Raw genomic sequence first — 21,266 nt, forward strand, 5'->3', positions numbered from 1 at the left:
TTTGTCCGGTCCCGTTCTCTCGGGAAGCTCGGCCCTTCGACGTTGAAGGGGCGGCTATATGTGAGTTGTTGATGAAGCTAATGCAGCGGTTGTGCCAAGTCGCCAGGCGCCGGCTTTATTGGGATTGCCATCGATACTGTGTGGTAAATCGCCCCCTAGTGGTGCAGCAGCCAGTACAGCAGCACCAGATTGATCAGCAGCGAGACGGTTGCCAGGGTTTGCCAGACCTTGAGCGGCTCGCGCTCCAGCAGGGGTTTGGGTCGTACGCTCAATTCACGGCGGTCGGCCTGTTCCAGCACCAGCAACCATTCCTCGGCGGTTTCATAGCGCTCTGCGGGCTGTGCGGCCACAGCGCGTTCCAGGCTTAACGGCAACCAGTCCGGTAAATCGGGGCGGTAACGACTGGCGCTGACGGGCTGGGCGAAACGTGGCCGTTGGAAGGCTTCGATTTCACCGTAGGGGTAATGCCCGGTGAGCAGGTAATAGAGCGTGACACCGACACTGTATAAATCCTGGTGCGGCGTAGGACGTTCGCCACTGAAGGCTTCGGGCGCGATAAAACTCGGGGTGCCAGGCAGCAAATGGGCGCGGTCCTCGGAAAGCCCCGGGCAGTAAGCCAGGCCGAAATCCAGCACACGCAACTCGCCATCATCGCCCAGCAGCAGGTTTTCCGGCTTGATGTCACGGTGCAGGATCTGCCGTCGATGCAGCAGGCCCACTGCCCGCAGCAAACGCTCGGCAATGGACTGCCATTGCGCCAGGGGCAGCGGGCCTTGTTGCTGGAACAGTTGGGCGAGGGTCTGCCCCGAATATTCACGCATCACGTAGTACAAATGCTGACGCCCGCTGGCTGCATGCACTTCAGGAAATGCGCGGCCCGCCACTCGGCGCAGAAACCATTCTTCCGACAGCAAGGCTTGGCCGGCATCGGTGTCATCGTCGCGGTTGAGCGGCAAGGTTTTCAACAGCCAAGGTTGCTGCTGGGCATCGCGCACGCGGTACAGCAATGACTGTCGGCTTTGCGCCAGCAGGCTTTCAACCTGCCAGCCTTCAAAGCGTTGCCCGGCCTTCAGGGGCGGTGGCAGCGGCCATTGCTGCAACTGCACCAGCGCATCGCCCAGGGTCGCGGCGCCGAGCTGGTCGATACGCACCAGCAGCGCGCTGGCATTGTCCTGGCTGGCGGCCAGGTGCGCGGCATTCACTAGGGTGTTCACCGCCGCGTCGAGATCGGGTTGTTCGCGCAGGATTGCGCTGATGCTGTGGTCGCCCAACGTGGCCCACACGCCATCGCTGAGCAGCAGGAAGCACTCGCCTTCGCGCAGTTCACCGTCGAGAAAATCCAATACCAGGTGTTGATCCAGGCCGAGGGCGCGCTTGAGCACGTGCTGCATGCCCGGTTGCTCCCACACATGGTCTTGCGTGATGCGCTGCAACTCGCCATCCAGCCAGCGATACACCCGGCAATCACCCACATGCGCCAGGGTGAAGCGTTGGCCGCGAAAGACCAGGGCGCTGAGGGTGGTCAGCAGCGGCTGGCCACCGCCGTTGGCCTGCAACCAGCGGTTCTGCGCCAGTAACAAGCGCTCCAGGGCCTGGGCCACGCCCCAGGTTTGCGGCGTGGCGTAGTAGTCCAGGGCCAGCGCCTGCAAGGTCGAACGGGCGGCCAGGCCACCGTCGGCGCATTGGCTGACACCATCGGCGATGGCGCACAGGTAACCCTTGCTCGCGGCCAGTTCCGGCATGGGCGTGACCACCCGCAGAGCGTCCTGGTTTTGTGCGCGCGGGCCGATGGCGCTGGCCTGGGCAACGCTCAGTTGCAGGCTCATCAGACGCGTGCGGCGGTCACGGCGGCCGAGCCCCACGTCGTTCTCCAGCGACGCTTGACGCCGTGCAGGCCGAACCAGGCCAACACGCCCAGGCTGGCAAACAACCACAAGGCCAGCTGATAACTGCCGGTGCTTTGTTTGATTGCGCCCATGCCTGCCGCCAGGGCAAAGCCGCCGATGCCGCCCGCCATGCCGATCAGGCCGGTCATCACGCCGATCTCGCGGCGAAAACGCTGGGGCACCAGCTGGAACACCGCGCCATTACCTGCGCCAAGGCCGAGCATGGTGCAGACGAAAAGCGCCAGTGCGGCGTAGGAACTGGGCAGGTTGAAACCCACGGCGGCGATGCAGGTCGCTGCCACGCCATACATGCCGAGCAGGGTGCGGATCCCGCCGAAGCGGTCGGCCAGCGCGCCGCCCAATGGGCGCATCAGGCTGCCGCCAAATACACAGGCGGCGGTGTAGTAACCAGCGGTCACCGGGCTCAGCCCGTATTGATCGTTGAAGTAGCCGGGCAGGGCGCTGGCCAGGCCGATAAAGCCGCCGAACGTCACGCTGTAGAAGAACATGAACCACCAGCTGTCGCGGTCGCCCAGGGCCTTGAAGTAGTCGGCCATGGATTTGGCTTTCGGGCGCTCGGGCGCATTGCGCGCCAACCAGGCGAACACGATCAGCGTCAGCACCAGTGGGATCAGCGCGAAGCCGAACACATTGCTCCAGCCAAATGCGGCGGCCAGCACCGGCGCCAGCAATGCGGCAAACACGGTGCCGGAGTTGCCGGCGCCGGCGATGCCCATGGCTTTGCCCTGGTGCTCGGCGGGGTACCACTGGGAGGCCAAGGGCAGCGCAACGGCAAAGGAAGCACCGGCCATGCCCAGGAACACGCCCAGCAACAGGGCTTGTTCGTAGCTATGGATGCCGAGTTTCCAGGCGCCGAACAGGGCGGCAATCACAATCACCTGGCCGATCAGCCCGGCGGTCTTGGGCGACAGCTTGTCGGCCAGCATGCCCATCAAAAAGCGCAGCACCGCACCCGCCAGAATCGGCGTGGCCACTACCAGGCCGCGTTGCTGGGTGGTCAGGTGCAGGTCGGCGGCAATCTGCACCGCCAGTGGCCCCAGCAGGTACCAGACCATGAAGCTCAGGTCGAAATACAGGAACGCGGCAAACAGGGTCGGGGTGTGCCCGGATTTCCAGAAGCTTGATTTCATCACGCACCTCAACGGTTGGGGGTCTTGTCAGAAGGCCTGTTGGCCCCAATCGCCGGGGCCAAAACGAAAAAAAACGCCGCCATCGAGTTCGCGAGTGCAAACCGGATGGGCGACGTCTTTGTCGTAGAAGGGGCAACCGCCGTTGGCTACCTGTGTTGATTGCTTAGCAAGAGCTGCGCCAGTTCAGCCGAGCAGTTCGCTCATGGCGATGATCTGCTCGGCCACCTGGATCAGTTTCTGCTGGCGGCTCATGGCCTGGCGGCGCATCAGGGTGTAGGCCTCTTCCTCATTGCAGTGCTTCATTTTCATCAGCATGCCCTTGGCCAACTCGATGCGCTTGCGCTCGGCCAACTGTTGGTCGCGGGCCTGGAGCTGGGCGCGCAAGGCCTGGTCGCTTTCAAAGCGGGCCATGGCCACGTCGAGAATCGGCTGCAGGCGCTGGGCCTGAATGCCTTCGACGATGTAGGCGCTGACCCCGGACTGGATCGCCTGGCGCATCACATTCGGGTCGTGCTCATCGGTGAACATCACGATTGGGCGCGGCTGGTCGCGGCTGACCAGCACCACTTGCTCCATCACATCGCGGCCAGGTGACTCGGTATCGATCAGGATCACGTCCGGGCGCACCGTTTCGACGCGCGCCGGCAGGTCGATGGTCAGGCCGGACTCATCGATCACCTCGAAACCGGCTTCGGTCAAGGCGGCTTTGAGGCGCCCGACCTTGCGCGGGGTGTCGTTGATCAACAGGATTCGTAACATAGTCGTGGTCCTGTCAGCGCAGTGCCTGGCGGCTGGTAAGGTCCGCCAGGGCATGCAGGCGGAAGCTGCGGGCGTAGGCGGCGGGGTCGGAGCCGTCCCAGATTTTGCCGTCGATCAACTGGCTGCTGCGCATGTCTGGGGCGCCGGCCGGGACGCCAACCGCAGCCGCGGCTTGGCGGTACAGGTCCAGTTGCTGCACCTGGCGGGCCACGCCCAGGTAGTCCGGGTCTTCGCGCAGCAGGCCCCAGCGGCGAAACTGAGTCATGAACCACATGCCATCGCAGAGGTAGGGCAGGTTCACTTCGCCATCGGCAAAAAAGCGCAGGGCGTGCGGGTCTTGCCACTGGCTGCCGAGGCCGTCGTCATAAGCTCCCAGCAGGCGCGGTTCGATGCAGTCGAGCGGCGCATCGAGGTACTCGCGGGCGCTGAGCAGTTGTGCGGTGGAGCGGCGGTTTTCCTGGCTTTGTTCGATGAAACGGCTGGCCTCGAGGATCGCCATAACCAGTACGCGGGCGGTGTTCGGGTATTGATCGACGAATGCCCGGGTGCAGCCGAGCACTTTTTCTGGATGGTTCGGCCAGATCGACTGGGTAGTGGCCAGGGTGAACCCCTGGTTTTGCTTGACTGCACTGGCGCACCAGGGCTCCCCGACACAAAAACCGTCAATGCGCCCGGCTTGCAGGTGCGCGATCATCTGCGGCGGCGGCACCACCACACTGTCGACATCTTGCAAAGGGTGAATGCCTTGGCTCGCCAGCCAGTAATACAGCCACATGGCGTGGGTGCCGGTGGGAAATGTCTGTGCGAACGTCAGCTTTGTCCGGCTTTGGTGCACATGGCGGTCGAGTGCCTCAGGAGTGGTCACGCCCTGCTGTTGCAGGCCGTGGGACAGGTTGATGCTCTGGCCGTTCTGGTTGAGGCCCATCAGCACCGCCATATCGGTGGGCGCTACCCCGCCGATGCCCAGGTGCACGGCATAGATCAACCCATACAGGCTGTGGGCGGCGTCCAGTTCACCGCTGACCAGTTTGTCACGCAGGCCGGCCCAGGAGGATTGGCGCTTGAGGTTAAGCGTCAACCCGTAAGGTTGGGCAAACCCCTGGGTGGCGGCGACAACCAGCGAAGCGCAGTCGGTGAGTGCCATGAAGCCCAGGTCCAGGCTGCTCTTTTCCGGGGCGTCACTGCCGTTGACCCACGCCAGTGGGGTGTTCACCGGGCTGTTGCCGACCGAGTCGTTCATCAACACCTACCTTTTCTGTCAAAAAAAAAGCATCGCTCCTTCGCATGGCAGTGCAAGCCATTGCCGGGTAACGACGCCTTTGTCTGTAAGCCTGCTCCGACGTTGGTGCGGGCTCTGATGCAGAGTTCATAGCAAGGCACATGCCACGGGTAGACGGGCGTGGGCTGTCGTCACCTTTCCATCAAGATTGAAACTCGAGTGCCTTTCAGTATGGCCGCTTCTTTGCGCCAGACTGCCAGGAACCCCGACGGTGTCTTTCGATTCCGCGATCATCATGCACGAGCATCAAGAGCGACCACCGATGAGTTACCCACGGCTATGCCGCTGGCTGCTGTGCTGTGCAGTGCTGTGGGCCAATGTTCCCGCCTGGGGGCAGAGCTATCAGGCGCGGGATGAAAGCCTGCATACCTTTTTTACCGCGTTGTCGTTGCCCCTGGGGTTGCCGGTTGTCGTCAGCCGTGAAGTGGCGCGTAAACGCCTCACGGGTACTTTCGATCTGGAGGCTGCGCAGCACACGCTGATGACCGTGGCCGAGCAACAGGGCCTGATCTGGTACAGCGATGGGCAGGTGCTGTATGTGTATGGCGCGGGCGAAGCGAAAGGCTCGGCGGTGTCGCTGCGGCACATTCCGGTCGAGCGATTGCGCGGGTTCATGCGCCGCTCGGGGCTGGATGAATCACGTTATCCCCTCAGGGAAAGCGGTGCGCGCACGTTCTATGTGTCCGGGCCCCCCAACTATGTGGATCAGGTGCTGCACCTGGCTCAACTGATGGACAGGCCGCGCTCCGAAGTACGGGTGGGCAAGCAGGCTTTCGGGGTGGTTCAGGTGTTCAATACTCACGTGGCCGACCGTCAGTACGTCATGGGCGACGAGCAGGTCAATGTGCCGGGAATGGCCACGATTATTGAAAACCTGCTGGCCATCGAACAGCAGGATGCCACGCAGCGCCCCCCAGGCCTGCTCGCTGACAAGAGCCTTTTGGTGATGGCTTATCCTGACTCCAACAGTTTATTGATCAAGGGCAAGCCTGATCAGGTCAAGGCGATCGAAGAGCTGGTGGCGGAACTGGACAAGCCCAAGCGGCCGATCGAAGTAGCGCTGTGGCAGATTGATGTCGATCGCCGAGAATTTGACAAGATGGGCGCGGCCTGGGCGCAGGAAACCAGCTTCGGGGCCGCCGTGACACGCGTATTGGAACCTTTGGATGACAGCCGTTTGATGGCACAACTGGGTGTGCTGGAGCGTCGGCGCAAGGCCCGGGTCACTGCATTCCCGGTGATCCTCACCCAGGAGAATGTGCCGGCGGTTTTCCAGGACAACCATACTTTTTACCTGCCCAGGCCCGGCGCCGACAGTGGCGATTGGCAGCCGGTGGGGTATGGCACCGAAGCCAGTGTGCTACCCCGCTTTGCCGCAGCCAATCAGATTGAAATGCAGTTGGTCCTTGAAGATGGCCGTCAACTGGGCAGCGTACACAAGCCTGATTCGGCGGGGGCAGTGGGGCGAGTAGGCATCAGTACGGTGGTGCGGGTGCCCCAAGGCAGGCGCCTGTGGCTGGGTGGTTTTCCTCGTGAGGGCGACGCGAGTCAAGGCCGACGAGCCGAAGTCCGTCTATTTGTGATCCAGGCCCGAGCGGTTGGCGGCGAACCACGGATGTTGGCCGGTGCCGTTGGGCCCCCGCCACTGACACAAAGCCAGCATGCGCGCGTGCAACGCGCATTCGTGCGCGAAGCCCCCGAAGTCCCTGACAGCAACTAACCCTTTGAGCGCCTATCAACGTTTTGACGGGCCTTGGCTGCCGATAGTCGAGAAAAGTCCTACGCACTTCCCGCCGAAAGCTTCGATTTCATAGGGTTTTTCCTAACGTTGTTCTGCTGCCAGCTTTTTATAGTCGCGGGGTTGACGTATCGGCCGTTTCTGGAAACAAGGAATTCAATGTCAGTAGTCAGGTGCAGAGGTGAATATGACCCTCGTGGATGAAGGGCTGACGGCCGCATGGTTTTTTGCCGGGTGGACCCTGCAGGCAGATGGCCGTTTGACGGGCGAGGGTGTGGATATTCAGCTGCCGCCCAAGGAGTGGCAGGTGCTGCGGTTGCTGCTGGCATCCGATGGTGTGCTGATGACCAAGGATCGTTTACTTGAGCAGGCCTGGTCCCGTGGCGAAGTCGCGGAGGAGTCACTCACCCGTTGTATCTACGAATTGCGCAAGCACTTGAGGAAAGACAAGGGCTTTATCAAGACCATATACGGCAGGGGTTATCGCTTTACGTGTGCCGTCACCGTCCGGCACCACCCAGGGGCGGGGCGCGTGCAGCGCGTCTGTTCGGCCTGTGGCCAGGTGCAACGTGATTAGGCGTCTGGGCAAGGGCGTGCTGTTGAGCCTGCTGATGGGCAGTCATCAGGCCTGGGCCAGTTGCTGGGATGACGTTGCCCGTCGCTACGACATCGAGCCGGAGCTGTTGCAGGCCATCGCTGTGGTGGAGTCGGGCGCACGCGGCGGCGCGATGAACCAAAGCAATAGTGATGGCTCGCGGGATATAGGCCTGATGCAAATCAATAGCATGCACTTGCCGCGTCTGGCCAAGCAGGGGATTACCGAAGAAAGGTTGCTGAGCGACCCTTGTTTATCGGTCGAAGTGGGCGCTTCGATCCTGGCCGACTTCATCCAGCGCTTCGGTTACAACTGGACAGCCGTGGGTTCCTATAATGCCGGGCCGGCACCTGGGCGCGAGGCATTGCGCCTGCGGTATGCCGAAAAAATCTGGGCGCAGTATGAGGCGTTGGTTGCACAGCGCCCGTGATGATTGGGCGGCACGCCTCGCACCCGGCGTGCCACCCCGGCTATAATCGCGCCACCTTTCGCCGCCATCCGAGTCTAGCCCGCCCATGTATACCCTGGCCCGCCAGCTGTTGTTCAAACTTTCCCCGGAAACCTCCCACGATCTGTCACTGGACCTGATCGGTGCCGGTGGCCGCCTGGGGCTCAATGGCCTGGTATGCAAGGCTCCGGCAAAAATGCCGGTGTCGGTGATGGGGCTCGATTTCCCCAACCCGGTCGGGCTGGCTGCCGGCCTGGACAAGAACGGCGCAGCCATCGATGGTTTTGCGCAATTAGGGTTCGGTTTTGTCGAGATCGGCACCGTGACGCCCCGTCCGCAGCCGGGCAACCCGAAGCCACGTATCTTCCGTTTGCCCGAAGCCGAAGCAATCATCAACCGCATGGGCTTCAACAACCTGGGTGTTGATCACTTGCTGTCGCGGGTTCAAGCCGCGAAATACAACGGCATTCTCGGCATCAATATCGGCAAGAACTTCGACACGCCGGTCGAGCGCGCTGTGGATGATTACCTGATCTGCCTGGACAAGGTCTACGCCCACGCCAGCTATGTCACGGTCAACGTCAGTTCGCCCAACACGCCAGGCCTGCGCAGTCTGCAGTTTGGCGATTCCCTCAAGCAATTGCTCGAAGCCTTGCGCCAGCGCCAGGAAGACCTCGCCGTGCGCCATGGCAAGCGTGTGCCGTTGGCGATCAAGATTGCCCCGGACATGAGCGATGAAGAAACCGTGCTGGTTGCCCAGGCCCTGGTGGATTCGGGCATGGATGCGGTGATCGCTACCAACACCACCTTAAGCCGCGTCGGCGTTGAAGGGCTGGCCCATGGTGACGAAGCGGGCGGCCTGTCGGGCGCGCCGGTGCGGGACCAGAGTACCCATATCGTCAAGGTGCTGGCCGCCGAGCTGGCGGGGCGTTTGCCGATCATCGCCGTGGGCGGGATTACCGAAGGCAAGCACGCAGCCGAGAAAATCGCTGCCGGCGCAAGCCTGGTGCAACTCTATTCCGGCTTCATCTACAAAGGCCCGGCGTTGATTCGCGAGTCGGTGGATGCCATCGCGGCGTTGCGCTGATAGATCAGCCAATTTCCGCGCATTAAAAAGGGCTCCAAAAGGAGCCCCCTGGGCCGAAGCCCGCCGCCCGGATAGGACGTGCGTGGTTAAGTCGTTACAAAATCTTCAAGGTGGTTGTCGGATTAAGTGCCCCGTGTCAGCCGACGGCGTGAAGTTCGTTGAGTCTGTGGATTCCCGCAGTGCCAGTCATACCGTCCCAGTTGTCGCCGCGTCCTTCTCGCCAGCCGTTGATCCAGGCTTGACGTACCGACGGTAGAGTAAATGGGCAAAGCTCACGGGATTTACCATGAACGCCATATTGATATCCGCGTAAAAATGCTCTTTCCAACGGATCACGCTTAAGTCTTCTCATAGGGTGTTTCCCTCACTTGTTGACTGTCTAGATATCCTTCGGCCCCGCGTGGGGCCGGGCAGGGTTTTCCTGCCGTTGGTGGGCTCGCTGCCGGCGTGGCGAGCCTATGTGTCGGCGTCGTTACGGCGCCAACCTGTGTTGAGTTCTAACCAATAGGTCACATGGATTCAATGATCGTTTTGTCATAAGCACGTAACGATAACGATGCTATAGCCATAAGCTGGGATGGCTTTTCGCCCCATTTAATAGGCAAACCCAGCTATGATGTGCCCTGCATAGAGGATGGGTTTAATCCTTTAGTGAGAATGCCCGCCCGTTGCAGTCGGTTATTATTCGACGAAGGGTCGGAATATTTCTTTTTGTTGCGATGATTTATTTATCTGCCCCGGCAATAAAGGCTCAAACGCCCGGCAGCCGGGGTGGAACGGCACATTCGTGCCACGCGAGCACTCTTCAAGAAAAGTGCTTGATTGAAAACCGAGCCGGCGATGCGTCGCCCGTTCATTTATTGCTGAAAAGCCTGGAATGCCCCATGTCGGACCGTTTTGAACTCTTCCTCACCTGCCCCAAGGGCCTCGAAGGCCTGCTAATCGAGGAAGCCGTCGGGCTTGGCCTTGAAGACGCGCGCGAGCACACCTCGGCCGTGCGCGGCATGGCCGACATGGAAACCGCCTACCGCCTGTGCCTCTGGTCGCGCCTGGCCAACCGCGTGCTGCTGGTACTCAAGCGCTTCCCGATGAAGGACGCCGAAGACCTGTATCACGGCGTGCTGGATATCGAATGGGCCGACCACATGGTCCCGGACGGCACCCTGGCCGTTGAATTCAGTGGCCACGGCTCGGGCATCGACAACACCCACTTCGGCGCGCTGAAGGTCAAGGATGCGATTGTCGACAAGCTGCGCACCCCGACCGGCGAACGTCCGTCCATCGACAAGATCAACCCGGACCTGCGCATTCACCTGCGCCTGGACCGTGGCGAAGCCATCCTTTCCCTTGACCTGTCCGGCCACAGCCTGCACCAGCGCGGTTATCGCTTGCAGCAGGGCGCCGCACCGTTGAAGGAAAACCTGGCCGCCGCGATCCTGATCCGCGCCGGCTGGCCGCGCATTGCGGCCGAAGGTGGCGCGCTGACGGACCCGATGTGTGGCGTGGGCACCTTCCTGGTGGAAGGCGCAATGATCGCCGCCGACATGGCGCCCAACCTGAATCGTGAACTGTGGGGCTTCACCACCTGGCTCGGTCACGTGCCGGCGCTGTGGAAGAAGCTGCACACCGAGGCCACCGAGCGTGCCGCCATCGGCATGAACAAACCGCCATTGTGGGTACGTGGCTACGAAGCCGACCCGCGCCTGATCCAACCCGCGCGTAACAACATCGAACGCGCAGGCTTAAGCCACTGGATCAAGGTGTACCAGGGCGAAGTCGGCACTTTCGAGCCGCGCCCGGACCAGAACCAGAAAGGCCTGGTGATCTGCAACCCGCCCTACGGCGAGCGCCTGGGTGACGAAGCCAGCCTGTTGTACCTCTACCAGAACCTTGGTGAGCGTCTGCGCCAGGCGTGCATGGGCTGGGAAGCCGCAGTGTTCACCGGCGCGCCGGACCTGGGCAAGCGCATGGGCATCCGCAGCCACAAACAGTATTCGTTCTGGAACGGCGCGTTGCCGTGCAAGTTGCTGCTGATCAAGGTCAACCCGGACCAGTTCGTCACTGGCGAGCGCCGCACTCCGGAACAGCGTCAGGCCGAGCGTGAGCAAGCGGCTTACGATCAAGCCCCGACCGAGCCGGTCGAGCGCCAGTACAACAAGAACGGCAACCCGATCAAGCCGGCTCCAGCCCCGGTGGTTGAGCAGGCGCGCCTCAGCGAAGGCGGGCAGATGTTCGCCAACCGCCTGCAAAAGAACCTCAAGCAGTTGGGCAAATGGGCCAAGCGCGAAGGCGTGGACTGCTACCGTGTGTACGACGCCGATATGCCGGAATACTCCATGGCCATCGACCTTTACCACGATTGGGTGCATGTGCAGGAATATGCCGCGCCCAAATCCATCGACCCGGAAAAAGCTTCTGCGCGTATGTTCGATGCGCTGGCCGCGATTCCCCAGGCGCTGAACGTCGACAAGAGCCGCGTGGTGGTCAAGCGTCGCGAACGTCAGAGCGGCACCAAACAGTACGAACGTCAAAGCGCCCAAGGCAAGTTCACCGAGGTCAGCGAAGGCGGCGTGAAGCTGCTGGTCAACCTCACCGACTACCTGGACACCGGCCTGTTCCTCGACCATCGCCCGATGCGCATGCGCATCCAGAAGGAAGCGGCCGGCAAGCGTTTCCTCAACCTGTATTGCTACACCGCCACCGCGAGTGTGCACGCAGCCAAGGGCGGCGCGCGCAGCACCACCAGCGTCGACTTGTCCAAGACTTACCTGGACTGGGCGCGTCGCAACTTCTCCCTTAATGGTTTCTCTGACAAGAACCGCCTGGAGCAGGGTGATGTGATGGCCTGGCTGGAGGCCAGCCGTGATGAGTTCGACCTGATCTTCATCGACCCGCCGACCTTCTCCAACTCCAAGCGCATGGAAGGCATCTTCGACGTGCAGCGTGACCACGTGCAGTTGCTCGACCTGGCCATGGCGCGCCTGGCGCCTGGCGGCGTGCTGTACTTCTCGAACAACTTCCGCAAGTTCGTGCTGGAGGACAACCTCAGCGAGCGCTACGCGGTCGAGGAAATCAGCGACAAGACCCTGGACCCGGATTTCGCACGTAACGCGAAGATTCACCGGGCGTGGAAAATCACCGCGCGCTGATCGCCACACTCAAGCTGCACCAAAAAGCCGCAAGCCCGGACTATTCCGGGCTTGCGGCTTTTTTGCACTGGTCAAACGCCGGCCTCATGGCTATAACTTAACGCCTAGCCAAAGTGACACCCCCCGCACGCTGGCGTTGTGAGTGTTGCCTATGCCGATGCAAGCCGTTCGCCCGAAAATACTAGGCTTTATCAGTGAGCAGGCGTCGGCTTGGCTGGTGGCATTGGTGGTGTTATTGGCAGGTGGGGCGCTGACGGTCATCGTCGCCTGGGCGACCGCCGACCTCTACCAGCAGCAAGTGCGCCAGCGTTTTCAGTTGATGGTCAACGAGCGCTACACCCGCCTTCAGGAGCGTTTCGAAGACCAGGAGCAACGCCTGGCCAGCCTGCAGCGTTTCTTCGTCAATTCCAGTGACGTGTCCCGCGCCGAGTTCGATGGTTTCGCCAAGCCTTTGCTTCTGCGCGCCCGCGCCTATGCCTGGGCGCCGCGTATATTTCGCGAACAACGCAGTGCTTTTGAACAGGAAATCTCGCGTCAGCGGGGTACACCTTTCGCCATTCGAGAGTTGAACGCTGCGGGTGAACTGGCGCCTGCACCCGAGCGCGACGAGTATGTGCCGGTGTTGTACAGCCAGACCCAAAGCTTGCTGGGGTCACCCTTGGGGTTCGACCTGTTGGCCCAGCCACTACGCCGTTCGGTGCTTGAGCGGGTGCAAAGCAGCGGCCGGCCTGCGGTGTCCCAGCCCATGCAGTTGGTGGGCGTAGAACCGGCTTATGCTGCCGGCGTTTTGCTGGTGGCGCCCGTGAACAAACCCGCCGACACCGAGCCCTATGGTTATGTGATGGCAGTGATCAGCATGCGCCAACTGGTCGCCGATGGTTTGCCCAAGCCCGGCCGCGACAACCTGGTGATGCAGATCGTCGACACCTCCGACACGCAGCAACGTGTGCTGTATGCGTCCGGCAACGCGGTGGGCGACAGCGGCCTGGTCGCCACGCGCCGCCTCACCCTCGGCGACCATGTGTATGCCTTGAGCATTCGCGCCAGCCAGGTGTTCGACCAGGCCAATCACTCCTCGATGCACACCCTCCTGGCCATGGGCGTGCTCCTCAGCCTGCTGCTCAGTGCGTTGCTGTATGTGTTGGTCAGCCAGCGCCAGCGTGCGCTCAAGCTGGTGGAACAACGCACACAGCAGTTGCACCTGCGTGAGCAGGAGCTTCGCGCCGCCCACGGGCAATTGCGCAGTGTGCTGAACGCCGCCACCCATGTTGCGATCATTGCCACTGACCTGCGGGGTGTGATCAACACCTTCAATGCCGGTGCCGAGAAAATGCTCGGGTTCAAGGCCGAGGCGGTGGTGGGGCGACTGACTCTGGAAGGCCTGCATCTGGCCCATGAACTCGAAGCGCGCGCGGCCAGTTTAAGTGTGGCCCTGGGCAAGCGTATTCCGGCGAGCCAGGCGATGCTGGTGGAAAGCCCGGACAACCTGCACGAGGCGCGCGAGTGGACATTATTGCGTGAGAATGGCAGCTACCTGACGGTGAATATGCTCACCACCGTGTTGCTGGACGACTACGGCCTGTGGATCGGGCACTTGGCGATCTACCTGGATGTGACCGAACAAAAGCGCGCCTACGAGGCGTTGGCCGCGCGCGACCGTCTACTGAAAAAACTCAGTGCCCACGTGCCTGGCGGGATCTTTCAGTTCACCCTTGAACCCAAGGGGAAAGGGCGTTTCATCTATGCCAGCGATGGTATGCGCGATATCTATGAAATCGACACGGGCGTATTGCAGCAAAACGCGGACAAGGTGTTCGAACGCATTCATCCGCAAGACGTGGAACGGGTGCGCCTGTCGATCCGGCTGTCGGCACTGCAGTTGAGCCATTGGCGCGAAGAGTATCGGGTGGTGTTGCCGCAACGCGGCCTGCGCTGGATTCGCGGCGAAGCCACGCCGGAGGAGTTAACCGGCGGTGGCACGTTGTGGCATGGCTACGTGTCGGATATCTCCGATCTGAAGCGGGTTGAAGAGGAGCTGCGCGCGCTGTCGATTACCGACTCGCTGACGGGCATTCATAACCGCCGTTATTTTCAGGATCGCCTCAAGGCCGAGATGCTCCGGCGCAACCGAACCACGGGCGCATTGTCGTTGATCATGCTCGATATTGATCACTTCAAACGCATCAATGATCAGCACGGGCATGCGGTGGGCGATGGGGTGTTGCAGGAAGTGTGCAAACGCATCGGCCAGCGCCTGCGCCGCACGGATGTGTTTTGTCGTTTGGGCGGTGAAGAGTTTGTGGTGCTGTGCCCGCATACCGATGCCGAGCAGGCTTATTGCCTGGCGATGGAGTTGTGGCAGTCGCTGCGCACCGAACCGATGGAGGTGGTGGGCGTGGTGACCGCCAGCTTTGGTGTGGCCAGCTGGCGGATCAATGAAGGGATTGACGGGCTGCTGCTGCGCGCAGACTCGGCGGTGTATGTGGCCAAGCAAGCGGGCCGCGACCGGGTGGAAGCCGAACGCTTGCGCGTCTGAAGGTGGGCGCTGTGTGGCCTTTAGAGCACTGGCGCTGCGGCTGTCAGCTTCGGCTGGCGATACAAATCCAGCAGCACCTGATCGAGCACCGACGAAGCACCCCATGGCTTCGAGTCGTTGAGGATTGCCACCACCACCCAGGTGTTGCCGTTGTTATCGCGGCTGAACCCGGCGATGGCGCGCACGGTGTTCAAGGTGCCGGTCTTGACGTGAGCCTCACCGCGCAGGGCCGTGGTTTTCAGGCGTTTGCGCATGGTGCCGTCGGTGCCGGCAATCGGCAGCGAACTGATGTATTCCGCCGAGTACGGGCCTTTCCACGCCGCTTGCAGCATGGCCGCCATTTCGCGGGCGCTGACGCGTTCGGCGCGGGACAGGCCGGAGCCGTTCTCCATCACCAGGTGCGGCGCGGTGATGCCTTTTTTCGCCAGCCACTGGCGCACCACACGTTGCGCAGCCTTGGCATCATCGCCATCGGCGTCGTTACGGAACTGCGCGCCCAGGCTCAGGAACAACTGCTGGGCCATGGTGTTGTTACTGTATTTGTTGATGTCGCGGATGATTTCCGCCAGGTCCGGCGAGAACGCACGGGCCAGCACTTTAGCGTCTTTGGGCACCGGTGCCTGGATATCACGGCCCTGGATGGTGCCGCCCAACTCCTGCCAGATCGCACGCACGGCGCCGGCGGTGTAGGTGGCGTGGTCGAGCAGCGACAGGTAAGTCTGGGAGCTGCAGCCATCGCCCAACTGGCCGCTGACGGTCACGGTGACGCTGCCATCGGCGGCGGTGACCGGGCTGTAGCGCACGTCCCCGGTGCATTGCTTGGCGTTGGAGACTTTGACCTGGTTGTCGATGCGGATACTCGCAATCGGCGGCTCGACCGACACGATCACCCGGCCCGAGTCATTGCGGGTGACAAAGCGCAGGGCCTTGAGGTTGACCAGCAGGGCGTCCGGCTTGACCAGGAACGGCTTGTTCTCGTCGTTGCCGTCGTCATTGAATTCAGGCAATTGCGGCTGGTTGAAGAAGCTGCGGTCCAGCACCAGGTCGCCGGTGACTTGCTGCACGCCATTGGCGCGCAGGTCACGCATCAACAGCCAGAGTTTTTCCATATTCAGCTTGGGGTCGCCGCCGCCCTTGAGGTAGAGGTTGCCGCGCAACACGCCACCGCTGAGGGTGCCGTCGGTATAGAACTCGGTCTTCCACTGGTGGTTGGGGCCGAGCATTTCCAGGGCTGCGTAGGTGGTGACCAGCTTCATGGTGGAGGCCGGGTTTACCGAAACGTCAGCGTTGAACACGGTCGGCGTGCCAGGCCCGGTGAGGGGCAGCATCACCAGCGACAGCGAAGTATTGGGTATTTTGGCTTTCTGCAGTGCCTGCTGAACATTCGGCGGCAGGGTGTTGTTGATCGGCGCGGCGGTGACGGAAAAGGCCAGTGGTAGAAGAAAACCGGCAAGGAGTACTGAACGAAAAGAGTTGATCATAAGGAATAAAACCCTACTGCTGAGAAGGGTGAAAAAAGGTGAGGGGTATGGAAGAAAATCCCTCATTGGTCACGAAAGTGTCGGCATTATGCCCCAAGGTGGATCCAGTTGTAGCTGAACGATAGCGGGTATTTCGGGTTTTTTTGCAGACCAATGGCCGCCCGTCCCATAGAGTCGGGCAAAGGTCGGCTTAAACTGCTAAAGTGCCGGCCGTTATTACTTAAGAGGATTGTTCCAATGGCGACTAACCGTTCCCAGCGTCTGCGCAAAAAACTGTGCGTTGATGAATTTCAAGAGCTGGGTTTCGAACTGAACCTGGACTTCAAAGAAGACCTGAGTGAAGAAGCTACCGATGCTTTCCTCGAAGCATTCATCAAAGAAACCATGGAAGCCAACGGTCTGGGCTATGTCGGCGGCGATGACTTCGGTCTGGTTTGCCTGCAGAAGCGTGGCTCGGTCAACGAAGAGCAACGTGCAGCTGTTGAAAGCTGGCTCAAAGGCCGCAGCGAGCTGAAAAGCGCTGAAGTCAGCCCACTGCTGGACGTGTGGTATCCGGAAAAGCCGATCAACGCGGCTAAGTGATACTAAAAAAACGGCGACCTTAGGGTCGCCGTTTTTTTATGCCTTGCGCCAATTCAGAATCAGCAGCGTCAACACCCCCGCCACAATCCCCCAGAACGCCGAGCCGATGGAAAACAGCGTCAAGCCAGACGCGGTGACCATAAAGGTGATCAGCGCCGCTTCCCGTTCCTTGGGCTCATTCATGGCGATACTCAAGCCGTTGATGATCGAGCCAAACAGCGCCAGGGCCGCAATCGACAGCACCAGTTCCTTGGGCAGTGCAGCGAACAACGCCGCCAAGGTTGCGCCGAACACCCCGGCAATCCCGTAGAACACCCCGCACCACACGGCAGCGGTGTAGCGCTTGTTGCGGTCTTCATGGGCGTGTGGCCCGGTGCAGATCGCCGCGCTGATCGCGGCCAGGTTGATGCCGTGGGAGCCGAACGGCGCCAGTACCAGCGAGGCCAGGCCGGTGGCGGTGATCAGGGGCGAGGCGGGCACGGTGTAGCCGTCGGCGCGCAGCACGGCAACGCCGGGCATGTTCTGCGAGGTCATCGCCACCACGAACAACGGGATGCCGATGCTGATGGTCGCGGCCAGCGAGAAGTGCGGCGTGGTCCACACCGGTGTGGCCACTTCCAGGTGAAAACCGCTGAAATCCAGCAAGCCCATCAGCCCCGACAACAGGGTGCCGATGACCAGCGCGGCCAGCACGGCATAACGCGGCGACAAGCGCTTGATGATCAGATAGGTGAAAAACATCCCCAGCACCAACCCGGTGCGATGTTGCGCGGCGACGAAAATCTCGCTGCCGATCTTGAACAGAATCCCCGCCAGCAGCGCCGCCGCCAACGAGGCGGGAATGCGCTTGACCAGTTTTTCAAAGCTGCCGGTCAGCCCGCACAGCGTCACCAGCACGGCGCAAGTGATATACGCGCCAATGGCCTCGCCGTAACTCACACCGCCCAGGCTGGTGATCAGCAGCGCGGCGCCGGGCGTAGACCAGGCAATGGTGATCGGCGTGCGATAGCGCAACGACAGGCCGATGCTGCACACCGCCATGCCGATAGAGATCGCCCAGATCCACGAAGAAATCTGCGCGGTGGTCAAGCCGGCGGCCTGGCCGGCCTGGAACATCAGCACCAGAGAGCTGGTGTAGCCGGTCATCATGGCGATGAAGCCGGCGACGACGGCCGACGCAGAAGTGTCGGCCAAGGGGCGCAAAGGCGCTTGGGTGGCGTCGGTCATGGAGAGGTGTTCCTTTTACCTGGGAAAAAGCGAATTCAAGCCTAAACTCAAACGTAACCACTCATTGCAATACAGCCGCCACCACAAATAGCCGTACAGTGTGTTGGCGCATTGGGTTGTGTACAATGTGCCCTGTTTTTAGGTGATACTTGCCAGCAACACGCTGTTGACGTATTACCGTTAATTCGCCGCCGTTCTCCAAACCCGAGTGCCCATGAACGAACAGTTGCAACCTCTCAAGAAACAACCGCGAGCTGGCAAGGCCGGTCGCAGCGGAACCCAGGACGATATCGTCTACGCGCATATCTTCGAGGCGATCCTCGAACAACGCCTGGCGCCCGGTACCAAATTGAGTGAAGAAGCACTGGGCGAAATCTTCGGCGTCAGCCGCACCATCATCCGCCGCGCGCTCTCGCGCCTGGCCCATGAAGGTGTGGTACTGCTGCGGCCCAATCGCGGTGCGGTGGTGGCAAGCCCGAGTGTCGAAGAAGCCCGTCAGGTATTTCTCGCCCGGCGGCTGGTGGAGCGGGCGATCACTGAGCTTGCGGTGCAGCACGCCACGGCCGAGCAATTGGCCGAACTGCGCCAGATGGTCAACGATGAGCGCGACAGCTTCTCACGGGGTGATCGTGGTGCCGGTATCCGCCTCTCCGGCGAATTCCACTTGAAGCTCGCCGAAGCCGCGAAGAATGCGCCGCTGATCAGTTTCCAGCGCAGCCTGGTGTCGCAAACCTCGTTGATCATCGCCCAGTACGAAAGCGGCAACCGCTCGCACTGTTCCTACGATGAGCACACCCAGTTGATCGACGCGATCGAAGCACGCGACGCGACCCTGGCGGTGAATTTGATGATGCATCACATGGATCACATCGACAGCAAGCTCAACCTCGACGAGGAAAGCGCGTCGGATGATTTGCACGCGGTGTTCTCGCATTTGTTGCAGACCAAGAAGCCAGGGCGTTCTTCAGTCAAACTGTAATTTTCCAGGTTCGCCTGGGACTAAAAGTGTGGGAGCTGGTCAGCTCCCACACAAGCCAGCTCCCACATTTTTTTGTGGTGTGGCTCAGATCAGCGTTGATGCACCAGATTGCCGGCCGCGTAGGTCTGTAGAATCGTCCGGTCATCCCCCAACGTCATCAACACAAACAATGTTTCTGCAATGTTATTGGCCTGCTTCAAGCGATAGCTGAGCAGCGGCGTAGCGTTGTAGTCCAGCACCAAAAAGTCCGCATCCGTGCCCGGCTGCAACGTGCCGATCTTGTCTTCCAGGCGCAGTGCCCGCGCACCGCCCAAGGTGGCCAGGTACAGCGACTTGAACGGGCTCAACCGCGCACCCTGCAACTGCATGACCTTGTAGGCTTCATTCAGGGTTTGCAGCAGCGAGAAGCTGGTGCCGCCGCCCACGTCGGTGCCCAGGCCCACATTCAGCTTGTGCTTCTCGGCCATCGGCATGTTGAACAGGCCGCTGCCAAGGAAGAGGTTCGAGGTCGGGCAGAACGCCACGGCCGAACCGGTCTCGGCCAACCGTGCGCACTCGTCGTCACACAGGTGGACGCCGTGGGCAAACACCGAGCGCTCGCCCAGCAGTTTGTAGTGGTCGTACACGTCCAGGTAGCCGTTGCGCTCCGGGAACAGCTCTTTTACCCACTCGACTTCCTGTTTGTTCTCGCTGATGTGCGTCTGCATGTACAGGTCCGGGTATTCGCCCAGCAGTTGCCCGGCCAGCGCCAGTTGTTCCGGGGTGCTGGTCGGCGCAAAACGTGGCGTGACGGCATAGTGCAAACGGCCCTTGCCGTGCCAGCGTTCGATCAGCGCCTTGCTTTCCTGGTAGCCGGATTCGGCGGTGTCGGTCAGGTAGTCCGGCGCGTTGCGGTCCATCATCACTTTGCCGGCGATCATGCGCAGGTCGAGTTTCTCGGCGGCTTCAAAGAATGCATTCACCGACTGCGGGTGCACGCTGCCGAACACCAATGCTGTGGTGGTGCCGTTGCGCAGCAACTCCTTGATGAAGATATCCGCGACTTCTTCGGCGTGGGCCTTGTCGGCGAACTGGCTTTCACATGGGAAGGTGTAGGTGTTGAGCCAATCCAGCAACTGCTCGCCATAGGCGCCAACCATGCCGGTTTGCGGCAGGTGAATGTGGGTGTCGATCAGGCCGGGCGTGATCAGCGCATCCTGATAATGGGTCACGTCGATGTCGGCGGGCAGGGTTGGCAGCAAATCGCTGGCGTGGCCCAGGGCGCTGATCTGGCCGTTATCGATCACCAGCAGGCCGTCTTCGAAATACTCATAGGAGGCTTCGATCCCCACTTCGGCGGGGTCGGCGATGCTGTGCAAAATGGCGGCACGGTAGGCTTTGCGAGTCAAAGGCATGGTGATCTCAATGGTTTAGATAGCTTGGCTGCGACGCGAGGCGGGCAGCAGTTTGGCAATAGGTTCGGCGCTCGCACTGTGCTGGCCGAAATTCGCGTTATAGGTGGCGATGATTTCGCCGGCGATGGAGATGGCGATCTCCACCGGCAGTTTGCCCTTCACCTCGGTGAGGCCCATGGGGCAGCGCATGCGTTGCAGGTGGGCGGTGTCGAAGCCGCGATCGCGCAGGCGGTGTTCGAACTTGACCCGTTTGGTTTTTGAACCGATCAGGCCGAAATAGGCGAAGTCATTGCGCTTGAGCAGTGCGGCCGTCAGTTCCAGGTCCAACGCGTGATTGTGGGTCATCACGATGCAGTAACTGCCCACCGGCAGGTCGGCAATTTCGTCGACCGGCTCTTCGCTGACGATTTTACGCACGCCCTGAGGGATATGTTCCGGAAACTCTTGATCTCGCGAATCAATCCAGCGCACTCGGCACGGCAGGCTCGCCAGCAACGGCACCAGGGCGCGGCCGACATGGCCGGCGCCAAATACCGCGATCTGCGCCTGCACCTGGCCCATGGGTTCGAACAGCAACACCGTCACGCCGCCGCAGCACTGGCCCAGGCTGGCGCCGAGGCTGAAGCGCTCCAGATGGGTGTTCTGCTGGCCACGCACCAGCATGTCGCGGGCGATCTGCATCGCTTTGTATTCCAGGTGCCCGCCGCCGATGGTGTCGAAGGTCTGCGCGGCGCTGATCACCATTTTTGAGCCGGCGTTGCGCGGCGTGGAGCCGAGCTCTTCGATGATGGTCACCAGCACGCAGGGTTCACCCTGGTTCTGCAGGTCGGCGAGGGCGCTGATCCAGTTGTTCATAGTCACCTCCAGTCAGATCGTTCCCACGCTCCGCGTGGGAATGCATACCGTGACGCTCTGCGTCACAACAGCGGACGCAGAGCGTCCAAGGCGGCATTCCCACGCAGAGCGTGGGAACGA

Annotated in this window: 17 protein-coding genes; 8 read left to right on the forward strand and 9 right to left on the reverse strand. The window is 61.3% G+C overall.

The window, feature by feature from the left end:
• Positions 1–155: 155 nt before the first annotated feature.
• From AOA59_RS07775 to AOA59_RS07790, 4 genes are all read right to left on the reverse strand, one after another.
• On the reverse strand, positions 156–1,826 hold the full coding sequence (locus AOA59_RS07775; RefSeq protein ID WP_099486896.1) for a bifunctional protein-serine/threonine kinase/phosphatase: 1,671 nt from the start codon (positions 1,824–1,826) through the stop codon (positions 156–158).
• Positions 1,826–3,037 carry a NarK/NasA family nitrate transporter gene (locus tag AOA59_RS07780; protein ID WP_099486710.1) on the reverse strand — a complete coding sequence of 404 codons (1,212 nt, stop codon included), beginning with the start codon at positions 3,035–3,037 and terminating at the stop codon, positions 1,826–1,828. The genes AOA59_RS07775 and AOA59_RS07780 overlap by 1 nt, the downstream gene beginning before the upstream one ends.
• A gap of 183 nt (positions 3,038–3,220) precedes the next feature.
• Positions 3,221–3,796, reverse strand: a complete 576-nt coding sequence (locus AOA59_RS07785) for an ANTAR domain-containing response regulator (RefSeq protein ID WP_099486712.1) — start codon at positions 3,794–3,796, stop codon at positions 3,221–3,223.
• Between the two features lie 13 nt (positions 3,797–3,809).
• Positions 3,810–5,036, reverse strand: coding sequence for a CmpA/NrtA family ABC transporter substrate-binding protein (locus tag AOA59_RS07790; RefSeq protein WP_099486713.1), 1,227 nt, complete (start codon positions 5,034–5,036; stop codon positions 3,810–3,812).
• 301 nt (positions 5,037–5,337) lie between these two features.
• On the opposite strand from AOA59_RS07790, the gene sctC reads away from it, so the two are divergent.
• The 4 genes from sctC to AOA59_RS07810 all read left to right on the forward strand — a co-directional run bounded on the left by sctC (position 5,338) and on the right by AOA59_RS07810 (position 8,943).
• Entirely contained in the window at positions 5,338–6,795 is a 1,458-nt protein-coding gene (gene sctC / locus AOA59_RS07795) for a type III secretion system outer membrane ring subunit SctC (protein WP_099486715.1), read from the forward strand.
• Positions 6,796–7,000: 205 nt separating this feature from the next.
• Positions 7,001–7,390, forward strand: a complete 390-nt coding sequence (locus tag AOA59_RS07800) for a winged helix-turn-helix domain-containing protein (RefSeq protein ID WP_065929871.1) — start codon at positions 7,001–7,003, stop codon at positions 7,388–7,390.
• 34 nt (positions 7,391–7,424) lie between these two features.
• Positions 7,425–7,838, forward strand: coding sequence for a transglycosylase SLT domain-containing protein (locus tag AOA59_RS07805; RefSeq protein ID WP_065929938.1), 414 nt, complete (start codon positions 7,425–7,427; stop codon positions 7,836–7,838).
• Between the two features lie 85 nt (positions 7,839–7,923).
• Positions 7,924–8,943 (forward strand): quinone-dependent dihydroorotate dehydrogenase, encoded by a 1,020-nt coding sequence (locus tag AOA59_RS07810; protein ID WP_065929870.1) that lies wholly within the window; start codon positions 7,924–7,926, stop codon positions 8,941–8,943.
• 136 nt (positions 8,944–9,079) lie between these two features.
• Here AOA59_RS07810 and rmf read toward each other — a convergent pair whose 3' ends face one another.
• Positions 9,080–9,295, reverse strand: coding sequence for a ribosome modulation factor (gene rmf, locus AOA59_RS07815; RefSeq protein ID WP_002553055.1), 216 nt, complete (start codon positions 9,293–9,295; stop codon positions 9,080–9,082).
• Positions 9,296–9,827: 532 nt separating this feature from the next.
• Between rmf and rlmKL the strand changes: the two genes are divergently transcribed.
• Positions 9,828–12,092: a bifunctional 23S rRNA (guanine(2069)-N(7))-methyltransferase RlmK/23S rRNA (guanine(2445)-N(2))-methyltransferase RlmL gene (rlmKL, locus tag AOA59_RS07820; protein WP_056861554.1), complete on the forward strand. Its 2,265-nt coding sequence runs from the start codon at positions 9,828–9,830 to the stop codon at positions 12,090–12,092.
• A gap of 151 nt (positions 12,093–12,243) precedes the next feature.
• A complete protein-coding gene (locus AOA59_RS07825; RefSeq protein ID WP_099486716.1) occupies positions 12,244–14,628 on the forward strand; it encodes a diguanylate cyclase in 2,385 nt (794 codons plus the stop codon).
• A gap of 20 nt (positions 14,629–14,648) precedes the next feature.
• Here the strand turns inward: AOA59_RS07825 and dacB are convergent, their stop codons facing one another.
• The gene (gene dacB / locus AOA59_RS07830) at positions 14,649–16,109 is read right to left on the reverse strand and encodes a D-alanyl-D-alanine carboxypeptidase/D-alanyl-D-alanine-endopeptidase (RefSeq protein ID WP_065929868.1); all 1,461 of its coding nucleotides are present in this window, start codon (positions 16,107–16,109) and stop codon (positions 14,649–14,651) included.
• 237 nt (positions 16,110–16,346) lie between these two features.
• Here dacB and AOA59_RS07835 point away from each other — a divergent pair, with 237 nt between their 5' ends.
• The gene (locus AOA59_RS07835; protein ID WP_099486718.1) at positions 16,347–16,691 is read left to right on the forward strand and encodes a YggL family protein; all 345 of its coding nucleotides are present in this window, start codon (positions 16,347–16,349) and stop codon (positions 16,689–16,691) included.
• Between the two features lie 36 nt (positions 16,692–16,727).
• Here AOA59_RS07835 and AOA59_RS07840 read toward each other — a convergent pair whose 3' ends face one another.
• The gene (locus AOA59_RS07840; RefSeq protein WP_017134777.1) at positions 16,728–17,918 is read right to left on the reverse strand and encodes a benzoate/H(+) symporter BenE family transporter; all 1,191 of its coding nucleotides are present in this window, start codon (positions 17,916–17,918) and stop codon (positions 16,728–16,730) included.
• 214 nt (positions 17,919–18,132) lie between these two features.
• On the opposite strand from AOA59_RS07840, the gene AOA59_RS07845 reads away from it, so the two are divergent.
• Positions 18,133–18,897 (forward strand): GntR family transcriptional regulator, encoded by a 765-nt coding sequence (locus tag AOA59_RS07845; RefSeq protein ID WP_017134778.1) that lies wholly within the window; start codon positions 18,133–18,135, stop codon positions 18,895–18,897.
• An 89-nt stretch (positions 18,898–18,986) separates the two neighbouring features.
• Here the strand turns inward: AOA59_RS07845 and guaD are convergent, their stop codons facing one another.
• Both guaD and xdhC read right to left on the reverse strand, forming a co-directional pair.
• Positions 18,987–20,291: a guanine deaminase gene (gene guaD, locus AOA59_RS07850; protein ID WP_099486720.1), complete on the reverse strand. Its 1,305-nt coding sequence runs from the start codon at positions 20,289–20,291 to the stop codon at positions 18,987–18,989.
• Between the two features lie 15 nt (positions 20,292–20,306).
• Positions 20,307–21,146, reverse strand: coding sequence for a xanthine dehydrogenase accessory protein XdhC (gene xdhC, locus AOA59_RS07855; RefSeq protein ID WP_099486722.1), 840 nt, complete (start codon positions 21,144–21,146; stop codon positions 20,307–20,309).
• Between the last annotated feature and the right edge of the window lie 120 nt (positions 21,147–21,266).

Origin of the sequence: Pseudomonas sp. 2822-15 (genome assembly GCF_002742515.1) — a bacterium.
Taxonomy (GTDB): Bacteria; Pseudomonadota; Gammaproteobacteria; order Pseudomonadales; family Pseudomonadaceae; genus Aquipseudomonas; species Aquipseudomonas salomonii.

Coding starts and splice junctions, on each gene's coding strand:
- xdhC (WP_099486722.1), bottom strand. CDS start 21,146: ATGAACAACTGGATCAGCGCCCTCGCCGACCTGCAGAACCAGGGTGAA.
- AOA59_RS07800 (WP_065929871.1), top strand. CDS start 7,001: ATGACCCTCGTGGATGAAGGGCTGACGGCCGCATGGTTTTTTGCCGGG.
- AOA59_RS07810 (WP_065929870.1), top strand. CDS start 7,924: ATGTATACCCTGGCCCGCCAGCTGTTGTTCAAACTTTCCCCGGAAACC.
- sctC (WP_099486715.1), top strand. CDS start 5,338: ATGAGTTACCCACGGCTATGCCGCTGGCTGCTGTGCTGTGCAGTGCTG.
- rlmKL (WP_056861554.1), top strand. CDS start 9,828: ATGTCGGACCGTTTTGAACTCTTCCTCACCTGCCCCAAGGGCCTCGAA.
- AOA59_RS07780 (WP_099486710.1), bottom strand. CDS start 3,037: ATGAAATCAAGCTTCTGGAAATCCGGGCACACCCCGACCCTGTTTGCC.
- AOA59_RS07785 (WP_099486712.1), bottom strand. CDS start 3,796: ATGTTACGAATCCTGTTGATCAACGACACCCCGCGCAAGGTCGGGCGC.
- AOA59_RS07775 (WP_099486896.1), bottom strand. CDS start 1,826: ATGAGCCTGCAACTGAGCGTTGCCCAGGCCAGCGCCATCGGCCCGCGC.
- guaD (WP_099486720.1), bottom strand. CDS start 20,291: ATGCCTTTGACTCGCAAAGCCTACCGTGCCGCCATTTTGCACAGCATC.
- AOA59_RS07835 (WP_099486718.1), top strand. CDS start 16,347: ATGGCGACTAACCGTTCCCAGCGTCTGCGCAAAAAACTGTGCGTTGAT.
- AOA59_RS07845 (WP_017134778.1), top strand. CDS start 18,133: ATGAACGAACAGTTGCAACCTCTCAAGAAACAACCGCGAGCTGGCAAG.
- rmf (WP_002553055.1), bottom strand. CDS start 9,295: ATGAGAAGACTTAAGCGTGATCCGTTGGAAAGAGCATTTTTACGCGGA.
- AOA59_RS07840 (WP_017134777.1), bottom strand. CDS start 17,918: ATGACCGACGCCACCCAAGCGCCTTTGCGCCCCTTGGCCGACACTTCT.
- AOA59_RS07825 (WP_099486716.1), top strand. CDS start 12,244: ATGCCGATGCAAGCCGTTCGCCCGAAAATACTAGGCTTTATCAGTGAG.
- dacB (WP_065929868.1), bottom strand. CDS start 16,109: ATGATCAACTCTTTTCGTTCAGTACTCCTTGCCGGTTTTCTTCTACCA.
- AOA59_RS07790 (WP_099486713.1), bottom strand. CDS start 5,036: ATGAACGACTCGGTCGGCAACAGCCCGGTGAACACCCCACTGGCGTGG.
- AOA59_RS07805 (WP_065929938.1), top strand. CDS start 7,425: ATGGGCAGTCATCAGGCCTGGGCCAGTTGCTGGGATGACGTTGCCCGT.